At 71.4% G+C, this 22,546-nt stretch carries 20 protein-coding genes; 11 read left to right on the forward strand and 9 right to left on the reverse strand.

Going from position 1 to position 22,546, the window contains the following annotated elements:
- Positions 1-4: 4 nt before the first annotated feature.
- Positions 5-730: a MerR family transcriptional regulator gene (locus ACZ43N_RS05015; RefSeq protein ID WP_468095032.1), complete on the reverse strand. Its 726-nt coding sequence runs from the start codon at positions 728-730 to the stop codon at positions 5-7.
- Between the two features lie 89 nt (positions 731-819).
- Between ACZ43N_RS05015 and ACZ43N_RS05020 the strand changes: the two genes are divergently transcribed.
- Together ACZ43N_RS05020 and ACZ43N_RS05025 are read left to right on the forward strand one after the other, a co-directional pair.
- Positions 820-1,299, forward strand: coding sequence for a macro domain-containing protein (locus ACZ43N_RS05020; RefSeq protein ID WP_468095033.1), 480 nt, complete (start codon positions 820-822; stop codon positions 1,297-1,299).
- 117 nt (positions 1,300-1,416) lie between these two features.
- The gene (locus ACZ43N_RS05025) at positions 1,417-1,893 is read left to right on the forward strand and encodes a F0F1 ATP synthase subunit B family protein (protein ID WP_468095035.1); all 477 of its coding nucleotides are present in this window, start codon (positions 1,417-1,419) and stop codon (positions 1,891-1,893) included.
- A gap of 146 nt (positions 1,894-2,039) precedes the next feature.
- Here ACZ43N_RS05025 and ACZ43N_RS05030 read toward each other — a convergent pair whose 3' ends face one another.
- Positions 2,040-3,566, reverse strand: coding sequence for a M1 family metallopeptidase (locus tag ACZ43N_RS05030; RefSeq protein WP_468095036.1), 1,527 nt, complete (start codon positions 3,564-3,566; stop codon positions 2,040-2,042).
- 224 nt (positions 3,567-3,790) lie between these two features.
- Here ACZ43N_RS05030 and ACZ43N_RS05035 point away from each other — a divergent pair, with 224 nt between their 5' ends.
- From ACZ43N_RS05035 to ACZ43N_RS05045, 3 genes are all read left to right on the forward strand, one after another.
- Complete coding sequence (locus ACZ43N_RS05035; RefSeq protein ID WP_468095038.1) at positions 3,791-5,755, forward strand: Xaa-Pro dipeptidyl-peptidase; 1,965 nt, start codon at positions 3,791-3,793, stop codon at positions 5,753-5,755.
- Positions 5,752-7,020, forward strand: coding sequence for a M14 family metallopeptidase (locus ACZ43N_RS05040; RefSeq protein WP_468095040.1), 1,269 nt, complete (start codon positions 5,752-5,754; stop codon positions 7,018-7,020). The genes ACZ43N_RS05035 and ACZ43N_RS05040 overlap by 4 nt, the downstream gene beginning before the upstream one ends.
- Positions 7,021-7,103: 83 nt before the next feature.
- Positions 7,104-8,828, forward strand: a complete 1,725-nt coding sequence (locus ACZ43N_RS05045; protein WP_468095042.1) for a BCCT family transporter — start codon at positions 7,104-7,106, stop codon at positions 8,826-8,828.
- Between the two features lie 79 nt (positions 8,829-8,907).
- Here ACZ43N_RS05045 and ACZ43N_RS05050 read toward each other — a convergent pair whose 3' ends face one another.
- Complete coding sequence (locus ACZ43N_RS05050) at positions 8,908-9,858, reverse strand: NAD(P)/FAD-dependent oxidoreductase (protein WP_468095044.1); 951 nt, start codon at positions 9,856-9,858, stop codon at positions 8,908-8,910.
- Between the two features lie 66 nt (positions 9,859-9,924).
- Between ACZ43N_RS05050 and ACZ43N_RS05055 the strand changes: the two genes are divergently transcribed.
- Together ACZ43N_RS05055 and ACZ43N_RS05060 are read left to right on the forward strand one after the other, a co-directional pair.
- Positions 9,925-10,953, forward strand: coding sequence for an oxidoreductase (locus ACZ43N_RS05055; protein ID WP_468095045.1), 1,029 nt, complete (start codon positions 9,925-9,927; stop codon positions 10,951-10,953).
- A gap of 130 nt (positions 10,954-11,083) precedes the next feature.
- A complete protein-coding gene (locus ACZ43N_RS05060) occupies positions 11,084-12,724 on the forward strand; it encodes an ABC-F family ATP-binding cassette domain-containing protein (protein WP_468095047.1) in 1,641 nt (546 codons plus the stop codon).
- Positions 12,725-12,802: 78 nt separating this feature from the next.
- Here ACZ43N_RS05060 and ACZ43N_RS05065 read toward each other — a convergent pair whose 3' ends face one another.
- From ACZ43N_RS05065 to ACZ43N_RS05075, 3 genes are all read right to left on the reverse strand, one after another.
- Positions 12,803-15,175: a Tex family protein gene (locus tag ACZ43N_RS05065; RefSeq protein ID WP_468095049.1), complete on the reverse strand. Its 2,373-nt coding sequence runs from the start codon at positions 15,173-15,175 to the stop codon at positions 12,803-12,805.
- 179 nt (positions 15,176-15,354) lie between these two features.
- The gene (locus ACZ43N_RS05070; protein WP_169800313.1) at positions 15,355-15,498 is read right to left on the reverse strand and encodes an LPFR motif small protein; all 144 of its coding nucleotides are present in this window, start codon (positions 15,496-15,498) and stop codon (positions 15,355-15,357) included.
- A gap of 233 nt (positions 15,499-15,731) precedes the next feature.
- Positions 15,732-16,601 (reverse strand): SCO6745 family protein, encoded by an 870-nt coding sequence (locus tag ACZ43N_RS05075; protein WP_468095050.1) that lies wholly within the window; start codon positions 16,599-16,601, stop codon positions 15,732-15,734.
- Positions 16,602-16,750: 149 nt separating this feature from the next.
- On the opposite strand from ACZ43N_RS05075, the gene ACZ43N_RS05080 reads away from it, so the two are divergent.
- Both ACZ43N_RS05080 and ACZ43N_RS05085 read left to right on the forward strand, forming a co-directional pair.
- Positions 16,751-17,710, forward strand: a complete 960-nt coding sequence (locus tag ACZ43N_RS05080; RefSeq protein WP_468095053.1) for a GlxA family transcriptional regulator — start codon at positions 16,751-16,753, stop codon at positions 17,708-17,710.
- A 10-nt stretch (positions 17,711-17,720) separates the two neighbouring features.
- On the forward strand, positions 17,721-18,356 hold the full coding sequence (locus ACZ43N_RS05085) for a DJ-1/PfpI family protein (RefSeq protein WP_468095054.1): 636 nt from the start codon (positions 17,721-17,723) through the stop codon (positions 18,354-18,356).
- A gap of 33 nt (positions 18,357-18,389) precedes the next feature.
- Here the strand turns inward: ACZ43N_RS05085 and ACZ43N_RS05090 are convergent, their stop codons facing one another.
- Positions 18,390-19,133: an enoyl-CoA hydratase/isomerase family protein gene (locus tag ACZ43N_RS05090; protein WP_468095056.1), complete on the reverse strand. Its 744-nt coding sequence runs from the start codon at positions 19,131-19,133 to the stop codon at positions 18,390-18,392.
- 70 nt (positions 19,134-19,203) lie between these two features.
- Between ACZ43N_RS05090 and ACZ43N_RS05095 the strand changes: the two genes are divergently transcribed.
- A complete protein-coding gene (locus ACZ43N_RS05095) occupies positions 19,204-19,899 on the forward strand; it encodes an HdeD family acid-resistance protein (protein ID WP_468095058.1) in 696 nt (231 codons plus the stop codon).
- A 173-nt stretch (positions 19,900-20,072) separates the two neighbouring features.
- Complete coding sequence (locus tag ACZ43N_RS05100) at positions 20,073-20,579, forward strand: ATP-binding protein (RefSeq protein ID WP_468095514.1); 507 nt, start codon at positions 20,073-20,075, stop codon at positions 20,577-20,579.
- A 9-nt stretch (positions 20,580-20,588) separates the two neighbouring features.
- Here ACZ43N_RS05100 and idi read toward each other — a convergent pair whose 3' ends face one another.
- Positions 20,589-21,182: an isopentenyl-diphosphate Delta-isomerase gene (idi, locus tag ACZ43N_RS05105; RefSeq protein WP_468095059.1), complete on the reverse strand. Its 594-nt coding sequence runs from the start codon at positions 21,180-21,182 to the stop codon at positions 20,589-20,591.
- A gap of 330 nt (positions 21,183-21,512) precedes the next feature.
- Positions 21,513-22,451: a cation diffusion facilitator family transporter gene (locus tag ACZ43N_RS05110; protein ID WP_468095061.1), complete on the reverse strand. Its 939-nt coding sequence runs from the start codon at positions 22,449-22,451 to the stop codon at positions 21,513-21,515.
- Positions 22,452-22,546 lie beyond the last annotated feature (95 nt).

Here is a 22,546-nt window from a genome sequence, read left to right on the forward strand (position 1 = left end):
GGGTTCACCCCTCCTTCAGCCACTCCCGCAGCTCTTCCCGCAGCGAGCGCTGGAAGGTCGTCAGCAGGGCCTGGACCACCAGGGGCTGCATATGGGCCGACAGGGACTTCACCGCCTGGGGATCGCGCTCGGCCACCGCGTCGCGGAAGAGGCCCGACAACTCGTGGGCCGCCGCCCGGGCGTGCTCGATCAGGACGTTCCGCGCGGCCAGGATCGACTCCTGGGACAGGGGTACGTCGAGGAGCTCCGCCCCCAGCCGCAGCAGACCGGGGTCCACCCGGAACCCGTCGCCGTCCCGTTCGACCAGGCCCATCGCCGTGAGCCGCTGCACATCCTCCTCGTCCAGGGGCCGACCGGCCCGCGGCTCCAGCTCCTCCCGGGTCACCGTCTCCACCGCGTCCGGCGCCCAGGAGGCCACGACGGCCCGCTGCAGGGCCAGATCACGCGGGGACAGGTCCGGCGGCAGCTGCCGCAGATACCGCTCGATGGCGGCCAGGGTCATGCCCTGTCGCTGGAGCTCCTCGATCAGGGCGAGCCGGGCCAGATGACCCCGGCCGTACCGGCCGACCCGACGCGGACCGATCACCGGCGGCGGCAGCAGCCCCTTGGTGCTGTAGAAGCGGACCGTGCGCACCGTGACCCCGGCCCGCGCGGCCAGCTCGTCCACGGTCAGGGCCCCCTCCTCGGTGTCCTCGGCCGTGTCGGCGCCTTCCCCGGTCCCGGTCGTCATGCACAGCAGTATCGCTGTCCCACCAGTACTGTGAAACCTTCAACGGCTGCTCGGGGCGACTGTCAGTGGTGGCCCGTACGGTGGGGGCCATGTCAGGGATCACCTACGTCAGGGGAGACGCCACGGTGCCGCTGGGCAAGGGCGTCAAGGTCATCGCCCATGTCAGCAACGACCTCGGCGGCTGGGGCAAGGGCTTCGTCCTCGCCATCTCCCGCCGCTGGCCGGAACCGGAAGCGGCCTACCGGGCCTGGCACCGCAACCGCGCGCACAACGACTTCGGACTCGGCGCCGCCCAGTTCGTCCAGGTCGGCCCGTACACCTGGGTCGCCAACCTGGTTGGCCAGCGGGGCATCCGCACGGGCAGCAAGGGCGTCCCCGTCCGGTACGAGGCCATCGACTCCGCCCTCGCCCTGCTCGCCGACAAGGCTCTGGAGCTCGACGCCTCCGTGCACATGCCGCGCATCGGCTGCGGCCTCGCCGGCGGCACGTGGTCACGAGTGGAGCCCTTGATCACCGAGCGGCTCGTCCGGCGGGGGATAGCGGTGACGGTGTACGACCACGGGGACTGACGGCCCGGCAGCGGACCGGGCCGAGCGACGGCTGTTGGGGTGAACAGCCGTCGATTACCGGTCAACTCTGGCGCAGACGTGCGATGCCTCGCGCGTGTGAACGGGTAAGCCATCGGTATGGACCTTCTCCCGGTGGACATCGGCCCGTTGAACCCCCCGGTTCCGGAACTCGTCGTCGCGGCGGTGCTGTTCGCGCTGGTCTTCCTCTTCTTCGTCCGGCTGGCGCCCCGGGTGCAGCGCGTACTTGACGAGCGGGAAGCGGCCACCGACGGAGCCGAGGCGCAGGCCGAGGCCGTCCGGCGGGAGGCGGAGAGCAAGCGGGCGGAAGCGGCCGCGACCCTGGCCGAAGCCCGCCACGACGCCGCCCGCATCCGCCAGCAGGCGTTCGAGGAGGGCACGACCCTGGTGGCCGAGGCCCGCGCGGAGGCCCAACGCGAGTACGCGACGATCCTCACCCGGGGTCAGGCCCGCATTGCCTCCGACCGCGCCGCGGCGGAGGCCGAACTCCGCGTCTACGTCTCGGAGCTGGCCTCGAACCTGGCGAGCAGGGTCCTTGGCGAACAGATCGAGGCAAGTGCCGAACCGCGCCTGTGACAGCGGGGGAGCGCAGCCCCCGCCGCCACAGGGGCGCGGGGAACCGCGCGGACGGCCACGCCGAACCCGCCGCCCCCACCCGACGACAGGACCCACTGCCGTGCCGGGCGTCGTGAGCTGTCCGGCAGACCTCTCCGGTCACAGCACTAGCGACCGTTACCGTGCCCGCCCTCACGCTCGTGCGCGTGCACGGAGTTCGTCGCCGCGATCTTCTTCCAGGACTTCGGTGCCTTCACCACCCCGGCCGCACGTGAAGCGATCCCCGCCCGCCCGGCCGCGGCGGCCCCCGGCTTCACCGGCCGGTACAGCCACGTGTCGAACAGCGTGTCCAGTGCCCGCCCCGACACCTCCTCCGCGTACGCGACGAAGTCGCCCACCGTCGCGTTGCCGTACGCGTACCTCGTGGGCCACCCCTTCAAGATCTCGAAGAACGCCGCGTCACCGATCTCGTTCCGCAGCGCCTGCAACGCCAGAGCTCCCCGGTCGTAGACGGCGATGTGGAACTGGTTCTCCGGGCCGGGATCACCCGGCCTGACCGTCCAGAAGGGATCGTCGGCCGCACGCGAGGCGTACACATGGTCGGCGATCTCCTGCGCCGTGCCCTCGTTCTCGTGCTCGGACCACAGCCACTGCGCGTACCGGGCGAAGCCCTCGTTGATCCAGATGTCCTTCCACCCGGCGACGGAGACGAGGTCGCCGTACCACTGGTGGGCCAGCTCGTGCACCACCACCGACACGTTCGAGCCGTTCGCGAACTGCCGGGGGCTGTAGAACGGCCGGGTCTGTGTCTCCAGGGCGTACCCCACCTCCGGGGTGTTGGGCACGTATCCGCCGAGGCCGCTGTACGGATACGGCCCGAAGTACTCGGACAGCCATGTGGCGACCTCGCCGGTCCGCTCGACGCTCACCCGGGCCGCGCCGTAGTCGTCGCCGAGGTCCTTGCTGTAGGCGTTGACGATCGGGATGCCGTTCTCGGTCCGCCCGGTCGTGATGTCGAACTTCCCGAGGGCGAGCGTGGCGAGATACGTGGCCTGGGGTTTGTTGGAGCGCCAGTTGTAGCGGGTCCAGCCCGCGCGGGACGAGGTCGACCGGAGCGTGCCGTTGGAGAGGGCCTGCGTGCCGTCCGGGACCAGTACCGAGACGTCGTACGTGGCCTTGTCGAGCGGGTGGTCGTTGCTGGGGAACCACCACCAGGCCGCCTCGGGCTCGCCCGCCGCGACACCGCCGTCCGGGGTGCGCAGCCAGCTGGTGAAGCCGTACGCCTTCTTGGACGACGGCACCCCGGAGTAGCGCACCACGACGCTGATCTCCGTGCCCTTGGGCAGCGGGTTCCTCGGCGCGATCTCCAGTTCGTGCTCGCCGGAGGTGGCGAAGGCCGCCTTGGTGCCGTCGACCCGTACCTCGCTCACGTCGAGCAGGAAGTCCAGGTTGAAGCGGGACAGGTTCTCGGTGGTGCGGGCCAGAAGGGTCGCGGTGCCCTCCAGCCGGTCCGTTTCCGGCTGGTACTTGAGCCGGAGGTCGTAGTGGGAGACGTCGTAGCCGCCGTTGCCGTAGGCCGGGTAGTAGGGGTCGCCGATCCCCGGCGCACCGGGCTCGTACGAGGCCGCCGATGCCGGGATCGCCAGCAGGAGGGAGGCCACGAACGCGCCCGGGGCGATGAGTCTGCGGTGCACGAATCACTCCAAGTCGTCGGTGAACGGTTCCGCTTGTCTGTCCGGAGCCTATTGAGTCCCGGTGAGCCCACCCGTGTCCATGACCCCCGCTGTCACACGATCGCCATTCGGCCGACATGAGTCACCCCTCCCGACGCTCCTTTCCGGCCAACCGTGTGGCCGAACTCCCGAGCGCCCCAAGCGGCCCTCTTTTGAGCGGGAGTTGACAGTTGTACCGTCCGCGCATGCCGATACCTGCGCGACGCACACGCCTTTCGACCTGGAGACCGCTCGCGACGGTCGCCACGTCCGCCGCCCTGATGGCCGTCTTCGTCACCCCGGCGGTCGCCGGCACCACGACGCCCCAGAAGAGCCGGCCCGTCTACGCGTACGACAAGGCGATACGCGAGGCCGTCTGGGTGGACACCGGACTCGACGGCGACCGCGACGGGAGGAAGGACCGCGTCGCCGTCGACATCGTCCGCCCGAGCGAACCGGCCCAGCGGGGCCGGAAGATACCCGTGATCATGGACGCCAGCCCGTACTACTCCTGCTGCGGCCGCGGCAACGAGAGCCAGCGCAAGACGTACGACGCGAACGGGAACGTCGTCCAGATGCCGCTGTTCTACGACAACTACTTCGTGCCCCGCGGCTACGCCTTCGTCGCCGTCGACCTCGCCGGAACCAACCGCTCCGACGGCTGTGTGGACGTCGGCGGCCGTTCCGACATCCAGTCGGCCAAGGCGGTCGTCGACTGGCTCAACGGCCGCGCGAAGGCGTACACCACCCGCACCGGCACCACCAAGGCCAACGCAGGCTGGACCAACGGCAGAACCGGCATGATCGGCAAGAGCTACGACGGCACCGTCGCCAACGGCGTCGCCGCCACCGGCGTCGAGGGCCTGGAGACCATCGTCCCGATCGGCGCCATCTCCTCCTGGTACGACTACTACTTCGCCAAGGGCGCCCCCCTCTACAACTCGGGCCCCGACTGGCTGTCCGACGCCGTCGAGAGCCCCGAGGCCCGCGCCAAGTGCGCCCACGTCCAGCAGGCGCTCGTGGACGGCGCCCCGCGCACCGGCGACTGGACACGGCTGTGGACCGAACGCGACTACGTCAAGGACGTCCGCAAGATCGACGCCAGCGTCTTCGTCATCCATGGCCGGCAGGACCTCAACGTCCGGCCCAAGCACTTCGGCCAGTGGTGGGACGCCCTCGCGAAACACGGCGTCGAGCGCAAGATCTGGCTCTCCCAGACCGGCCACGTCGACCCCTTCGACTTCCGCCGCGCCGCCTGGGTCGACACCCTGCACCGCTGGTTCGACCACGAACTCCTCGACTACGACAACGGCATCGACGACGAGCCCATGGCCGACATCGAACGCCATCCCGACCAGTGGGTGAAGACGAAGGTCTGGCCGCCGCGCACGACGAAGACCACGACCCTGCGCCCCGCCAAGGGCACTCAGGCCGGTGTCGGCGCCCTCGGCCTGCGCCAGCGCCCCGGCACCGAGACATTCACCGACAACCCCGCCCTCGACGAGACCGACTGGGCGGCGCACATCGACCGGTCCACCCCTGACAAGGCGGGCTTCGTCACCGCGCCGCTCACCAAGGACCTACGGCTGTCCGGCTCCGCCAAGGTGACCGTCACCGCCACGCCCACCACCTCCACCGCGCATCTCTCGGCGATCCTCGTGGACCTCGGCCCGGACACCATCCGCGACTACGCCACGGCGGGGGAGGGCATCACCACCCTCACCGACCGCACCTGCTGGGGCCCGAGCACCACCGGTGACAGCTCCTGCTACCGGGAGACCCGGGCGAAGACCGCCGCCGTCGACTACACGATCTTCAGCCGCGGGTGGGCCGACCTCGGCAACCACTCCTCCGGCACCGGCGCCCCGCTCACCCCCGGCACCCCGTACACCCTCACCCTCGACCTGCACGCGAGCGACCACGTCGTCCCCGCCGGCCACCGGCTCGCCCTCATCGTCGCGGGCACCGACAAGGACCTCATCGACCCGCCGTCGACGACCCCCACCCTGACCCTCGACCTCAAGCGCACCTACGTCAAGGTGCCGTTGGTCGGTGGACCCGCCGCCTTCAAGAAGGCGACCTCGGGCGCCACCCCCGCACCGAAGGGCGCCGTCCTCGACGGCGTCGGCGATCCGACCGGGCCCGCACGCCTCCCCGGTGACGGCGCATGAGGGCCTGGACCGCCGCGCTGATCGCCACCGTGCTCGCCGCGCCCCTGGTGTCGACCCCCGCGTACGCGGCGGACACCACGCCCCTGCCGCGTACGGGATTCGAGCAGTCGGGCGGCGCCCGGTGGACGAGCCAGCCGGAGGAACTGGAGTTCCTCGCCGCCGTGGACCGGGCGAGCGACCGGGTGTCGGTCAGCCGTATCGGCACCACCGCGCAGGACCGCCCGCTCCACCTCGTCCGTGTCGGCACCCGCCCCACCTCGCGGGCGGTGCTCCTCGTGTGCAGCCAGCACGGCGACGAGCCCGCCGGCCGCGAGGCGTGCCTCACCACCATCCGGGACCTCGCCCGGCCAGCGGACCGGCGGACCGAGCGATTACTGAAAACCACCACCGTGCTCGTCGTGCCCACCGCCAACCCCGACGGCAGGGCCGCCGACACCCGGGGCAACGGCGACGGCATCGACATCAACCGCGACCATCTGGCCCTGCGCACCGCCGAGGCAAGGGCGCTCGCCGCCGTCGTCCGCGACCGCAAACCGGACATCGTCTACGACCTGCACGAGTACGGGGCTGCACCCCCCTATTACGACAAGGACCTGTTCGACCTCTGGCCACGCAACCTCAACACGGACGCGGCCGTCCACACCGAGGCACGCACCCTGTCGCTGAACCACGTACGGCCGGCGGCGCGGACGGCGGGCTACTCGACCGGTACCTACGGCATCTGGACCGACCCGGTCACCGGCGAACCGATCCGGCAGGTCGCGGGCGACGGCCAGGAACGCATCCTGAGGAACATGTCCGGTGTGAAGCACTCCGTCGGCCTGCTCATCGAGAGCCGTGTCGAACCGCCGACGCAGGACACTCCTGAAGCGGTCAACAACCGGCGTCGTGTGGACTCCCAACGCGCCGCTCTCCGGGGCCTGTCCGGGTTCGCGGGGGAGCGGGGCCGCCAGGTCGACGCGGCGACCCGCGCGGCCCGCCTCGCCGGTCTGCGCGACAACGGACCGGTCTATCTCGGCGGCGCCGACAACGACCCCGCCGAACCCGCCGAGGTACTCCAGGACCCGCCCTGCGGCTACCGGCTCACCGCGCAGCAGTACGCGGAGGTCGGGGACGAGCTGGCCCTGCACGGCGTCCGTGCGCGCTCCGAGGGCGACGGTGCGATCGTTCCGTTGCGCCAGCAACTGCGTGCGCTCGTCCCGTTGCTCCTCGACGAGCGGGCGCCGTACCACCTGACGGAGGGAGAGCCCGAAACCACCTGTTGAAGAAGAAAGCACCGGGGTCACATGTGGTGGGGCTCGCTGGGCAGGAGTAGCTCAGTTCCAGCCACTCTCGAAAGGTTCCACCTGTGACGCAGGATCACACCACCACCCACCACGGGGGAGGCGTGCTTCCCGGCTCGGAAGCGGGTCTCCCCGGCGGCGGGCGGCCCCGGACCGATCGCGTCGTGTTCGGCGTGACGGCAGCACTGACGCTGGCATTCGTGCTCTGGGGCGCCCTCGCCACCGACTCGCTCGAAGACGTCTCCGGCAAGATGCTGAGCGGTCTCATCCACAACGGTGGCTGGGCGTTCATGCTGGCCGCCTCCTGTTTCGTGGTCTTCGCCCTGTGGCTGGCCGCCAGCCGCTACGGCCGTATCCACCTCGGCGTCGAGGGCGAGCAGCCCGAGTTCCGCACCGTCTCGTGGGTCGCCATGATGTTCAGCGCGGGCATGGGCATAGGCCTGATGTTCTACGGCGTCAGTGAACCCCTGGCGCACTTCACCACGCCTCCGCCGGGCACCACCCCGCAGGGTGCCGGTGAGCGCATGGAGACGGCGATGGCGACCACGCTGTTCCACTGGACACTGCACCCCTGGGCGATCTACGCGGTGGTCGGTCTCGCCATCGCCTACAGCACGTTCCGCAAGCGCCGCCGTCAGACGATCAGCGCCGTCTTCACCCCGCTGATCGGCGAGAAGCACGCCAACGGCACCGGCGGCCGGGTCATCGACATCCTCGCCATCGTCGCCACCATCTTCGGCTCGGCGGCCTCCCTCGGTCTCGGAGCGCTCCAGATCGGCTCCGGCGCACGGCAGCTGGACTGGATGGACAAGGTGAGCACCGGGCTGCTCGTCGGCATCATCGCCGTCCTGACCCTGGCCTTCGTCGCCTCCGCGGTGTCCGGGGTGGAGAAGGGAATCCAGTGGCTGTCCAACACCAACATGGTGCTGGCCCTGGCGCTGCTCCTCTTCGTCTTCGTGGCCGGCCCGACGATCCTGGTCCTCGACCTCCTGCCCACCTCGGTCTTCTCCTACCTCGGCGACCTGCCGCAGCTCGGCGGCCGCACCGAGGCGTCCGGCGGCCAGGGCGTGGCGGACTGGCTCAGCAGCTGGACGGTCTTCTACTGGGCGTGGTGGATCTCCTGGACGCCCTTCGTCGGCATGTTCATCGCGCGCATCAGCCGCGGCCGCACCATCCGCCAGTTCATCGGCGGTGTCATCCTTGTCCCCAGCTCCGTCAGCCTCGTGTGGTTCGCGGTGTTCGGCGGCACGGCCATGAAACTCCAGGACCAGGGCCGGCTCGGCGACGAGTCCACCCCCGAGGGCCAGCTGTTCGCGGTCCTCAACCAGTTCCCGGCGGCCACCGTCAGCTGTCTGCTGGTGATGGTGCTGGTCGGCATCTTCTTCGTCTCCGGCGCCGACGCCGCCTCCATCGTCATGGGCACGCTCTCCCAGCGCGGCGCGCTGGAACCCGGGCGCTTCGTCGTCGTCTTCTGGGGCGTCCTGACCGGAGCCGTAGCCGCGATCATGCTCCTCGTCGGCAGCGGCCAGGGTGACGCTCTCACCGGCCTGCAGAACCTCACGATCCTGGCGGCCGCCCCGTTCGTCCTCGTCATGATCGGCATGTGCGTGGCGCTGATGCGCGACCTGCGCCGCGACGCGGTGATCGTGCGCGAGGAGATGGCCTCCGAGGCCGTCGAACTCGCCGTCATCGAGGGCCACAAGCGCTACGACGGAGAGTTCGAGATCAGGGTCGGGCCGGGTCAGGGAACGGAGGTCGAGGGCGACCCCATCGGGCACCGGCAGGAATGAGTTCCGCGAGGAGGGGGCGGCGGAGCGCGGCCGAGGATGCGCTCGTGAGCCGCTCGCTCAGCCCCGCGCCCCCTCACGGTCACCCGGCGGCGAGTCGCGCGGCCTCCCGGGCGCATCCCCAGGCCACCGTCACGCCCGCCCCGCCGTGCCCGTAGTTGTGCACCAACAGCCGCCCGGCCCCCAACCGCTCACTCTCCAGCCGCACGACGGGCCGGGACGGCCGCAGCCCCACCCGGTGCTCGATCACCCGCGCCCCAGCGATCTCCGGCCGCACGCCCGCACACCGTCGCACGATCTCCTCGGCGGTCGCGGGATCGGGTGTCATCGACCACGCGTCCTCCTCGGCCGTGCCGCCGAGGATCAACCCGCCCGGCTGCGGGATGAAGTACGTGCTCGTGGCGCCGGCGTGGTCCACCGACGTCATCCACGTGGTGACACCCGGGTTCTCCACCACGACCAACTGCCCCCGCACCGGACGCACGGACGGGTCCGGCACCAGGTCGCGGGCGCCGAGCCCCGTGCAGTTGACGACGACGCGGGCGTCGACCACGGTCAGGTCCGTGACCGCGCGCTCCTCGACCGTGCCGCCCGCCGCGACGAACCGCTCGCGCAGCCACCGCAGATGGACCGGCATGTCGATCACCGGCAGCCGAGCCCACAACCCCGTCCCCGCGTACTCCTCCGCCGTCGCGGCCCGCAGCCCCGCCACCCGCGCGGCCCAGGCACCGAGTCCGTCCAGTGTGGTCTCGCCGTGTACCCCCTCGACCAGGCGTACGCCTGTCTCGTCGGGCCGCGCCGCCAACTCCTCGTACACCGCGAGCGAGGCGAGCGCCCATGCGCCGACGAGCGCCTCCGGCTCGATGCGGTACGGCCACCACAGCCCGCCCGCGACGGCGGACGTGGTCCGCTCCGCGGGCTCCCGCGCCCAGAGGCGGACCTGTTGGCCGCTCTCCGCCAGGGCGACGGCGGTCGTCAGACCGACGATGCCGCCACCGACCACGATCACATCGCTGTTCGATTCCTTGCTCACGCAGGGACGTTAACGGAATATGTCATGCCGTGCTCACAAGTCTGCCTTTGTGGGGATACTCACACCATGTCTGCCGAGTACGCGACCTTCGGCCTGGCGCCGGCGATCCGAGCCGGTGGCGTCCTCGCCGACGGTGCCTACCAAGCCCACCGGGACTTCGTGGACTTCATCGTCGACGGACGCCCGCTGCTGTTCCAGCTCTCCGACCTCGACGCCGTCTCCCCGCTCGCCTCCGACATCCCTCCCTCGATCTTCACGGCGCAGGTGCGCAGCCTGCTGCTGGACGCCGACGCGCCCCTGCCCGGCGGCCGGTACGTCATCTACGGCTGCCCCGAGTGCGCGGATCTCGCCTGCGGAGCCGTGACGGCGGTGATCGAGCGGGACGGCGACGACTATGTGTGGCGGGACTTCGCCTGGCAGACGGAGGAGGAGGCCGACCTCAAGCTGAACGCCTACACCGGCATAGGCCCCTTCCGGTTCCACGGCTCCGAGTACCGGAGCGCCCTGCAGTCGCTGTTGCGCGAGTCCGCTGACGAGGTGCCGCCGCGCCGACGGGTCCTCCTCATCGGTGCCCGCGTCGCGGTCCTGACCAAACTCGCCGCCGCCCTGCGGGCCGTCGGGATCGGCGCCGACCTGGCGCACGACGCCGCCGGCGTGCCGGACGAGGAACTGCGCGGTTACGGCGCGGTCGTCTTCGGCCGGGCCGTCGGTGAGGCGGACCGTGCCGCGGTGCGGCGGGCCTTCGACCGGGCGGGGGTGCGGGTCGCGTACGTCGACGGGCTCGCCCCGATCATTCCGCTCCTCGTCGCACAGATCGAGAACGCGCTCGACCGCAGTCCGGCGGAGCAGCGCCGGCTCACCCGGCTGATCGCGGCGGACGGGCAGGCCGGTGTCGAGATCACCTCCACCTGCCGGGTGGAGCTGATCGCGTACCGCCTCGACCGGTTGTCCCGGACGCGCACGTACAGGTTCTTCGACGGGATCCTGCCGGCGGGACGGCACCGGATCGGGCTGGACGCGAAGTCGGTGAAGGGCGAGTCGTTCATCGTGGCCCGGACCGCGGGGACGGTGTTGGTGGAGCCGATGGGGCGGTGACCGGCCGCGGGCTCGGCGGGGGCCGCCGGACGCCCGGCCCCCCGCGCCCCTTCGCGGCGCTTCACCGGCGCCGGCCGGATGGCGGCTCGGCGTGAAGGACATGGTGTGCGGGTCGTTAGGATCGCACCCTGTGACCGCCACCCTCGTCGTCAAGAACCTCGCCGCCGGCCACGGCGACCGCTCGCTCTTCTCCGGGCTCGATCTCGTGGTCGCGCCCGGAGATGTGATCGGGCTGGTCGGTGCCAACGGCGCGGGCAAGTCCACGCTGCTGCGGCTGCTCGCGGGGCTGCTCCCGCCGGAACAGGGGGAGCTGCGGCTGTCCCCGCCCACGGCCACCGTCGGACACCTCCCCCAGGAGCCGGAGCGTCGTGAGGGAGAGACGGTCCGGGAGTTCCTCGCCCGGCGCACGGGGGTCGCCCAGGCCCAGAGAGTGATGGACGAGGCCACCCAGGCCCTGGTGGACGGGGCGCCCGGCGCGGACGACGCGTACTCGACCGCCCTGGAGCGCTGGCTCGACCTCGGCGGCGCCGATCTGGACGAGCGGGCGGCGGAGGTCGTCGACTCCCTCGGCCTGGCCGTCGATCTGGACCAGCCGATGACCGGCCTCTCCGGCGGTCAGGCGGCCCGCGCCGGCCTCGCCTCCCTCCTGCTCTCCCGCTACGACGTCTTCCTCCTCGACGAACCCACCAACGACCTCGACCTGGACGGCCTCGAACGGCTCGAACGCTTTGTGCGCGGCCTGCGCGCCGGCACGGTCGTCGTCAGTCACGACCGCGAGTTCCTCACCCGCACGGTCACCAAGGTCCTCGAACTCGATCTGGCGCAGCAGCAGATCAACCTCTACGGCGGTGGCTACGAGGCCTACCTGGAGGAGCGCGAGACGGCCCGCAGGCACGCCCGCGAGGACTACGAGGAATACGCCGACAAGAGGGCCGCGCTCCAGGACCGCGCCCAGATGCAGCGCTCATGGATGGACAAGGGCGTCAAGAACGCCCGGCGCAAGGCGGGCAACGACAACGACAAGATCGGCCGCAAGTTCCGCAGCGAGGCGAGCGAGAAGCAGGCCGCCAAGGCGCGGCAGACCCAGCGCATGATCGAGCGGCTCGACGTCGTGGAGGAGCCGCGCAAGGAGTGGGAGCTGCGCATGGAGATCGCGGCGGCCCCGCGCTCCGGCGCCGTCGTCGCCACACTGCGCGACGCGCAGGTCACACGGGGCGACTTCGCCTTCGGCCCGGTGTCGCTCCAGATCGACTGGGCCGACCGCATCGCCATCACCGGTGCGAACGGCGCGGGCAAGTCCACGCTCCTCGGCGCCCTGCTGGGCCGGATCCCGCTGGACTCGGGCCACGCCTCGCTCGGTTCCGGAGTCCTCGTCGGCGAGGTCGACCAGGCCCGTGCGCTCTTCCACGGCCCCGAGTCCCTCCTCGACGCCTTCTGCGCGGCCGTGCCCGACACCGAGCCGGTCGAGGTACGTACTCTCCTTGCCAAGTTCGGCCTGAAGTCCCACCACGTCCTGCGCCCGGCCGTGACCCTGTCACCCGGTGAACGCACCCGCGCCGCCCTCGCCCTCCTCCAGGGCCGGGGCGTCAACCTGCTGGTCCTGGACGAACCCACCAACCACCTCGACCTGCCCGCCATCGAGCAGTTGGAGTCCGCCCTCGACGCCTACGAGGGCACGCTGCTTCTCGTCACCCACGACCGCCGCATGCTGGACGCGGTACGGGTCACCAGACGCTTCGCGGTGGCATCGGGCAAGGTCACGGAGAGCTGAGCCGCGGGCCCACGGCCTCGCGGTACACCGGTGCCGGACACCCCCACGACCGGGGCGCCCGGCACCGGCACGATCACCTCAGCGCCGCTTGGGGTCCAGCAGCCCCGCCTTGCGCAGCGCATCCGCCATCGCGCTGTTCGACGGAGCCGGCGCCGAGCCCTGCTGCCGGGAACCGCCGCCACCGCCACGGCCCTGCCGCTGCTGAGGCGCCCGAGCACCCCGCTGCGGCCGCGCACCCCCGCCGGACTGCGCCTGAGGCGCGGCCTCGTCGTCCAGCCGCAGCGTCAGCGAGATCCGCTTGCGCGGAATGTCGACGTCGAGCACCTTCACCTTGACGATGTCGCCGGGCTTGACCACATCGCGGGGATCCTTCACGAACGTCCTGGACATCGCGGACACGTGCACGAGCCCGTCCTGGTGCACCCCGACGTCCACGAAGGCCCCGAAGGCCGCCACATTCGTCACGACCCCTTCCAGCACCATCCCGGAGACCAGGTCGGAGATCTTCTCGACGCCCTCCTTGAACGTGGCCGTCTTGAAGGCCGGTCGAGGGTCGCGCCCCGGCTTCTCCAGCTCCTTCAGGATGTCCGTCACGGTCGGCAGACCGAACGTCTCGTCCACGAAGTCACCGGGCCTCAGTGACCGCAGCACACTCGTGTTGCCGATGAGCGACGCGACCTCGCTGCCCGCCGCCTTCACCATCCGCCGCACCACGGGGTACGCCTCGGGGTGCACGCTGGAGGTGTCCAGCGGGTCGTCGCCGCCCCGGATGCGCAGGAAGCCCGCACACTGCTCGTAGGCCTTCGGGCCGAGCCGCGCCACGCCCTTGAGCTGGGAACGGGACGTGAACGGACCGTTGGCGTCCCGGTGGGCCACGATGTTCTCGGCGAGGCCGGAGGAGATGCCGGACACCCGGGCGAGCAGCGGCGCGGAGGCCGTGTTCACGTCGACGCCGACGCCGTTCACACAGTCCTCGACGACCGCGTCCAGCGAGCGTGAGAGCTTCACCTCGGACAGGTCGTGCTGGTACTGGCCGACGCCGATCGACTTCGGGTCGATCTTCACCAGCTCGGCGAGAGGGTCCTGCAGCCGCCGCGCGATCGACACGGCACCGCGCAGCGAGACGTCCATCCCGGGCAGCTCCTGCGAGGCGAACGCCGACGCCGAATACACCGAAGCGCCTGCCTCCGACACCATCACCTTGGTGAGCTTCAGCTCCGGGTGTCTGTTGATCAGCTCACCGGCGAGCTTGTCGGTCTCCCGGGACGCCGTGCCGTTGCCGATGGCGATCAGCTCGACCGCGTGCTCCTTGGCGAGACGGGCCAGCTTGGCGATGGCCTCGTCCCACTTGTTGGCCGGAACGTGCGGGTAGATGACGTCGGTCGCGACCACCTTGCCGGTCGCGTCGACCACGGCGACCTTCACGCCCGTACGGAAACCGGGGTCGAGGCCCAGCGTCGCGCGGGTACCGGCGGGGGCGGCGAGCAGCAGGTCGCGCAGGTTCGCCGCGAAGACGTTCACCGCCTCGTCCTCGGCGGCCGTGCGCAGCCGCAGCCGCAGGTCGATGCCGAGGTGCACGAGAATGCGGGTCCGCCAGGCCCAGCGGACGGTGTCCGTGAGCCATTTGTCGGCGGGGCGCCCACGGTCGGCGATCCCGAACCTGTGGGCGACGATCCCCTCGTACGACGACGGGCCGTCCGTCGGCTCCTCCGGCTCCAGGACGAGGTCGAGGACGTCCTCCTTCTCGCCCCGCAGCATCGCGAGGATGCGGTGGGAGGGCAGTTCGGTGAACGGCTCCGCGAAGTCGAAGTAGTCGGCGAACTTGGCGCCCGCCTCCTCCTTGCCCTCCTTCACCTTGGCCGCCAGCCGGCCCCGCACCCACATGCGCTCGCGCAGCTCGCCGATCAGGTCGGCGTCCTCCGAGAACCGCTCGGTGAGGATCGCCCGCGCGCCGTCCAGCGCGGCCTGCGCGTCGGCGACACCCTTGTCGGCGTCGACGAAGGCCGCGGCGGCGGCCAGTGGCTCCACGGTCGGATCGCCCAGCAGCCCCTCGGCGAGCGGTTCGAGCCCCGCCTCGCGGGCGATCTGCGCCTTGGTGCGCCGCTTCGGCTTGAACGGCAGGTAGATGTCCTCCAGCCGCGCCTTGGTCTCGGCGCCGCGGATCTGCGCCTCCACCTCGGGCGTCAGCTTGCCCTGCTCACGGACCGAGTCGAGGATCGCCGCACGCCGGTCCTCCAGCTCGCGCAGATACCGCAGCCGCTCCTCGATCGTGCGCAGCTGCGCGTCGTCGAGCATCTCGGTCGCTTCCTTGCGGTAGCGGGCGATGAAGGGAACGGTCGAACCGCCGTCGAGCAGTTCCACCGCGGCCTTCACCTGCCGCTCCCGTACGCCGAGTTCCTCGGCGATCCTGCCTTCGATGGACCCTACTTCGATGGATCCGGGTGTCGTCACGATCCCGTACCGCCTTCTCCACTGAGGTTGCGCGGCAATTGTGGCAGGTGACGCCGACAACGGGGGATCAGGGCGGCGCGTGCCGGTCATCCGACCCGGACGGGTGGGAGCCGGATCCGGACGGACGAGGAGCCGGACGCGCCCGCGTCCGGCTCCCTCGGTCAGCGGCTCGGCCGGGATCAGGCCCGACGGGCGCGTCCGGTGCGGCGCGTGGAACTCGAGGCGCCGCCGAACAGCCGGGCCACAGCCCGGAACGGCAGGGTCACCACCGTGGCGACGGCCCCTCCGATCTGCCGCAACACATCTGCGATCGCACGGAACACGTACTTCCCCTTTCCTCTCCCGGCCGACCGGGCCGGGAGAGGACGGGTACCGCGTCCGGCTTCCTTCATGCGTGAACGGGGCGGCCGCCTGCGTGAACCGCCCGCTCGGCCGGCGCGAGGACCAGATCGGCCGACGCGCCGCCCCCGGCCTGCCCCGGCCCGCTGCGCCCGCCCGCGCCGATCACGCGCCGGTCCCCCGCCGATCAAGCGCCGGCCCGCAGGTCACCCGCCGGTCACTTCTTGCCGATCATGCCCGCCGGGAACGCCCCCGCGCCGAGCATCGTCGTCACGATGCCGCCCATCAGTTCGGTGAGTCGTTCCACGCCGGCCGCGCCCAGATGCTCGTACGGGGCCCGGTCGAGGCGGTCCGTCGCTGTCTCGATCTCCTCGCGCAGTGCGACACCGGCCTGCGTCAACTCGCCCTCGCCGTCGATCAGCCCGCGCTCCTGGAGCCGCCCCTGGGCCGCCTCCCAGTCGGCCCGCGTCCAGCCGCGGGTGCCGAGCATCCACTTCGGGGACATGCCCTTGCCGGTGGCGGTGTGGCTGACCAGGGCCTCGACCGGGTCGAGACCGGCGCCGAGGAGGACCGTGAGGTGCCCGTCGCCACGGTGCTCGCGCAGCAGCGTGGCCGCGTGCCACAGCGCGAGGTGCGGGGGCTCGGGCACCGGCAGGTCGGCGTGCGCGGCGTACAGGGGGCGTGCCGTCCGCACGCACGCCTCGGTGGCGCGCAGGGCCAGCTCGGCCGCCTCCGCGACCTCCTTGGAGCCGATCAGCTCCTCGCCGAGCAGCCGCCGCATCGTGGCGTCGGCGACGCGCTCGCGGGCCGCCAGTACCACCGAGGGCGAGGCGGTCTCCCACACGGCGGGCACATGCCTCGCCACCAGCTCGTGCCGGAAGTTGAAGAACGTCGCCGTCACCACGCCCGGTCCGACCGGGCCCATGGCGGCGGCCCGCACCGCGAAGTACGCCGCGCTCGGGTGCTCGACCCCCACCGCGCCCAGCTCCTGCCCGAGTTCCGGGGAGAAGTAGTGCGCGGAGTGGAACGGGTTGAGCAGGTTGTGGCAGCGCCGTTCGGCGCGCTCCGGCAGGGAGGTAGACGTCATGCCCCGCAGGTTACCGACTGGTCGGTTCGTGAGGTGGGGGCGACCCCACGTGCCTCTGCTCACATCGCGTCGGCCGGGCCGTCACCCATGGCAGGAAAGGTGGGGAACTCGTCATTGCGGCCATCACCGGCTCTCCCAAGAATCGAGGCATGCGAACAGTCCTGGTCGTCCTCTTCGACGGCGTGCAGAGCCTCGACGTCACGGGTCCCCTGGAGGTCTTCCAGGGCGGTGAGCTGCACGCCCCGGGCTCGTACCGCATCCGCACGGCCTCCCTCGACGGCGGCCCCGTGCGCACCTCCAGCGGCCTGACGATCGTCCCCGACCAGGCGCTGACGGCAGCGGTGGTCCCGCACACCCTGCTCGTCCCCGGCGGTCAGGGCACCCGGCACCCGGCCCCGGACGTCGTCGCCTGGCTGCGGGAGCACGGACCGCGCGCGGAGCGCCTGGTGTCGGTCTGCACCGGCGCGATCCTGCTCGCCGAGGCGGGCCTCCTGGACGGCCGCCGGGCCACGACCCACTGGGCGTACTGCGACAAGCTGGCCCGCGACCACCCGTCGGTCGACGTCGACCCGGACCCCATCTACGTCCGCGACGGCCAGGTCGCCACCTCCGCGGGTGTCACGGCCGGCATCGACCTGGCCCTGGCCCTCGTCGAGGAGGACCTCGGCCGCGAGGTCGCCCTCGGCGTAGCCCGCCACCTGGTCGTCTTTCTGCGCCGCCCCGGCAACCAGGCCCAGTTCAGCGCCCAGCTGGCCGCGCAGACCGCGCGCAGGGAGCCACTGCGCGAGGTGCAGCAGTGGATCACCGAGCACCCCGGCGGCGATCTGAGCGTCGAGACCCTGGCCGCCCGGGCCCGCCTCTCACCCCGGCACTTCGCCCGCGCCTTCCACGCCGAGACCGGCATGACCCCGGGCCGCTATGTCGACCGGATCCGCCTCGAACACGCCCGCCGACTGCTGGAGGACACCTCCGACGGCGTCGAGGAGATCTCGCGCGCCTGTGGCTACGGCACCTCCGAGGCCATGCGCCGGGCCTTCGTCAAGGCCCTCGGAACGGCCCCCGCGGAGTACCGCCGCCGCTTTCGACCGGCTTCCGCGCCCACCCACTGAAGGGAAACCCATGCAGATCGCCATCGTCCTCTTCGACCGCTTCACCGCACTCGACGCCGTCGGCCCCTACGAGACCCTCGGCCGTCTCCCCGACGCCGACCTGGTCCTCGTCGCCGAGGAGACCGGTCCCGTCCGTGCCGACACCGGCGCCCTCGCGATCACGGCGGACAGGACGCTCGCCGAGGTCCCGGCTCCGGACGTCGTCGTGGTCCCGGGCGGCCCCGGCCAGTTCGCGCAGATGGAGAACGAGACCCTCTTCGCGTGGCTGCGCGCGGCCGACCGCACGAGCACCTGGACGACCTCCGTCTGCACCGGCTCCCTGATCCTGGCCGGCGCCGGTCTCCTCGAAGGCCGCCGGGCCACCTCGCACTGGCTGGCGCTGGACTTCCTCAAGCAGTACGGGGCCGAGCCGACGGGGGAGCGGGTCGTGACCGACGGCAAGTACGTCACCGCGGCCGGGGTCTCCTCCGGCATCGACATGGGCCTCACCCTGATCGGCCGGATCGCGGGCGACGAGCACGCCCAGGCCGTCCAGCTGATGACCGAGTACGACCCGCAGCCGCCGTACGACGCCGGCGCCCCGCACAAGGCGCCCGCCCACCTCGTGGAGGAGTTCCGCACCAACAGCCGCTTCGCCCTGATGTGACCCCCGCCCGCCCCGGGCCTCATGTCACGGCTCTCACACCGTCCAGGTGAACCGGGGCTGACGGCGCTCCAGGAACGCGGCGACACCCTCCGCGGCGTCGCCGCTCCCGCGTGCCTGCTCGGCCCAGTGGGCGTCCCGGTCCGTCCGGCCGGCGGCGAACTCCTTCGCCGCCGCCTGGGTCAGCCGGGAGCGCGAGACCAGCACCCGGGTGAACTCCGCGACCCGCTCGGCCAGCCCGCCGCCGGGAAGCACCTCGTCCACCAGCCCCGTACGCAGCGCCCGCTCGCTGTCGATCAACTCACCCGAGAACAGGAGGTACTTGGCGGTGCCGGGTCCGACCAGCGACACCAACCGCCGGGTGGAGGACGACGGATAGACCAGCCCCAGCTTCGCGGGGGTGATCCCGAACAGCGACCCCTCCTCCGCGAACCGCAGATCACACGCCGCCGCGAGCTGCGACCCCCCGCCCACACAGTGCCCCCGGATCGCCGCGAGCGTCGGCTTGGGAAAGGCCGCGAGCGCCTCCTCGGCGCACAGCGCAAGACCCTGGGCCTCGCCGGGGGACTGCCGTAGCGTGGAGATGTCGGCCCCCGCGCAGAACGTCCCGCCCTCCCCGGTCAGCACCAGCGCTCGTACGGAGGGATCGGTGGCCAGCCGGTCGAGCAGCGGCGGCAGCGAACGCCACATCCCGGCCGTCATGGCGTTGCGCTTGGCCGGGTGGTGGATCACGACCGTCGCGACCCCGTCGGCGGTGGAGTGCAGCAGTTGAGGGTCCATGCACGGGATGCTAGCCACCCCCCGCACCCATACGATCAAGAAGGGGGCCCGAACGCGAGGGAGGCCCCGCATGCCCAGATCCAGGCACTCCAAGGACACGCACACCACGCGAGGCACGAACCCCGCCACGGGCGGGCGCAAGGACGCGGAAGCCGAGACGGCCAGGCTCGGAAGGGACTTCGGCTGGATCGCCGCCCTCGGGGTGATCCTGGTGATCGCGGGTCTCGTCGGGCTGCTCTACGCGGGAGTCGCCACCCTGACCACCATGATCCTCTTCGGCTGGCTGCTGCTGATCGGCGGCGTGATCGGCCTGCTGCACGCGGTGCAGGCCCGCGGCACCAACTTCTTCTGGCTCGGTGTCGTGGTCGCCGCGCTGAACATCGCGGCCGGCGTGGTCGTGCTCAAGACCCCGGAGGCGGGGGCCGAGGCGCTCACCATGTTCGCCGCGCTGCTGTTCCTCACCGGCGGACTGTTCCGGCTGGTCGGCAGCCTCGTCGTGCGCGGCCCCCAGTTCGGCTGGTCATTGCTCCAGGGAGCCTTCGACCTGCTCCTCGGCATCCTGGTGCTCGCCGCCTGGCCGAGCAGCAGCAAGTACGTCATCGGCACCTTCGTCTCGCTCGCCCTGCTCTTCGACGGCCTCGGGCTGATCGCCACCGGGTTCGGCGGACGGCGCATCGTGGGGCTGGTCTCCGAGAAACTCACGGAGAGTCACCGGCCGGCCGGCGGGAAGAGCGGGCACGGCGCCGAACCCGTACAACCCGAATAGTGCCCAAAGCGGCATGCGCCCGCCAGGACCGGTCATTCCATCAATGGATCCGAACGCAATCAGTTGCAAACTCGTCGATACGTGACGACTTGCGTGCAGGCAGTCGTGGACGGCGCCGAGTCGCCAACACTTAACGTGTGGTGACAATCGAGCGCAAGGGCGGCGACCGGACCATGGATGACCCAGGGCGCGGGAGCGACCCACGCCCTGGCGGCGGGCACGCTCCCGACGACCAGGGGCCGCCGAAGCCGCTGCCGTACGAAGGGGTCTGGCGGTTCACCGCGGCCGCCGTCGACGCCTCGGTGCCGCATGCGCGGCGCGCCGTCCGGGAGTTACTCGCCCGCCAGGGCGTGCCGATCTCGGACGGCCTCGTCCACGGGGTACTGGTGATCGTCTCCGAGCTGGTGACGAACGCCGTCAAACACGCGGCGGTGCTCTCGCCCACGCTCGCCGTGGAGGTCGCGGTCGGAGCGGAGTGGGTGCGTGTCGCGGTGGAGGACAACCACCCCTACCGCCCGACCGCCCTGGAGACCGACCACGGCCGACTGGGCGGCCGGGGGCTGCTGCTGGTGCGTGAGATCACCAGGGAGGCCGGCGGGGTCTGCGATGTCGAGCACACCGCGAGCGGTGGCAAGGTGATCTGGGCCGCCCTGCCGCTCAAATCCGCGCATCCCCTGTGACGGTCGCGGTCACCAGCCCGCGGACGGGCCCGTCAGTTCCCTGACCGCGGGACGAGCCGCGTCCAGCACCGTCATGAACCATGCCGAGAAGGTGTCCTTGGCGTGCCGCTCCGCCAGCTCCGCCGGGGTCACGAAGGCCGTGGCCCCGACCTCCTCCGGGTCCGGCCGCAGCGGGGACCGCACCAGCCCGACGAAGAGATGGTTGAACTCCTGCTCCACCAGTCCCGAGGCCGGGTCGGGGTGGTTGTAGCGGACCGTGCCCGCCTCGCCGAGCAGCGCCGGGGACGCCCCGAGCTCCTCGTACGTCCGCCGCGCGGCCGCCGCGAAGGGGGACTCGCCGGGGTAGGGGTGGCCGCAGCAGGTGTTCGACCAGACCCCGGGGGAGTGGTACTTGCCGAGGGCGCGCTGCTGGAGCAGCAGCCGGCCGCGCTCGTCGAAGAGGAACACGGAGAACGCCCGGTGCAGCCGCCCGGGCGGCTGGTGCGCGGAGAGCTTCTCCGCCGTGCCGATCGTCGTGCCCTCCTCGTCGACCAGCTCCAGCAGGATCGCTTCCGTGGTGCTGTCCGGTGAATCGTGCATCGCGGTGGCAGGTGTGATCGGCATGCCCATCCTTCGCTTCGTTCCTCGAGCCCCAAGTCTGCCGCAGGCGAGCGGCACACCTGGCACTTCACGCCAACCCGCATGTCCTACCCCCGCACCCCCCGCGGGGACACCCACGGATCGCGGGCCGGCCTTCAGGAGCGGACGAACACCTGGTCGTCCGGGGTTCGGGCGTCCGGTGAGGGCTCGGTTCCAGATCCCGTACGGCCGGGCGCGACCGTCGAAACCCGGCCGGATGGCGTACCCGGATGCACCTACGAAGCAGGCAGGCGGACCCGTGGCGCACCGCGTGTCCGACGGCGGAGGCCGGCTGCGGAGGCCGGTGGCCGGTGATCAGTGGCAGAGCTTCGCCTCGTGCGCCGCGTGTCCGCCGGGCTCCAGCTGGAAGGTGCAGTGCTCGACGTCGAAGTGGTCGCCGATACAGCCCTGGAGTTCGTGGAGCATCTTCTCGTTGCCGATGGAGTCGAGCGTCTCGGAACCGACCACGACATGGGCGGACAGGACGGGCATGCCGGAGGTGATGGTCCAGGCGTGCAGGTCGTGGACGTCCTCGACGCCGGGCAGGGCGAGGATGTGGGCCCGGACCTCCGCCATGTCGACGTTCTTGGGGGCCGCCTCAAGCAGGACGTCCAGGGTCTCGCGCAGCAGCTTCACCGTGCGCGGCACGATCATCACTCCGATGATCAGCGAGGCGATCGGGTCGGCGGCCTGCCAGCCGGTGAGCAGGATGACCAGGGCAGAGACGATGACCGCCAGCGAGCCGAGCGCGTCCGCGGCCACCTCCAGGAAGGCGCCCCGTACGTTCAGGCTCTCCTTCTGGCCCCGCATCAGCAGCGTCAGCGAGATCATGTTGGCGACCAGGCCGATCGCGCCGAACACGACGGTCAGACCGCCCTCGGTGCCGACCGGGGTGATGAAGCGCTGGATCGCCTCGAAGAGCACATAGCCACCGACGCCGAGCAGCAGCAGGCAGTTGGCGAGTGCCGCGAGGATCTCGGCGCGGGCGTAACCGAAGGTGCGGTTGCCGCTGGGCGGGCGGTTGGCGAAGTGGATCGCGAGGAGCGCCATGCCGAGGCCCACCGCGTCCGTCGCCATGTGCGCCGCGTCCGCGACGAGTGCGAGCGAGTCGGCGAGGACCCCACCGACGATCTCGACCACCATGACGGTGAGCGTGATCGACAACGCGATCCGCAGCCTCCCGCGGTACGCCGCTGCCGCCGTACCACTGGTCGGCGCATGATGCGCGTGCCCGTGATCGTGCCCAGCCCCCATGGAGTCCGCCCTTCCGTGTCCGTGTGTCCGGCTCCGGGACCACAGTCAACTACGGGCGGGGGGTATACGGCAACGCGGCACTGAACACCGTTGTC

Source organism: Streptomyces sp. NPDC030814, assembly GCF_055572155.1.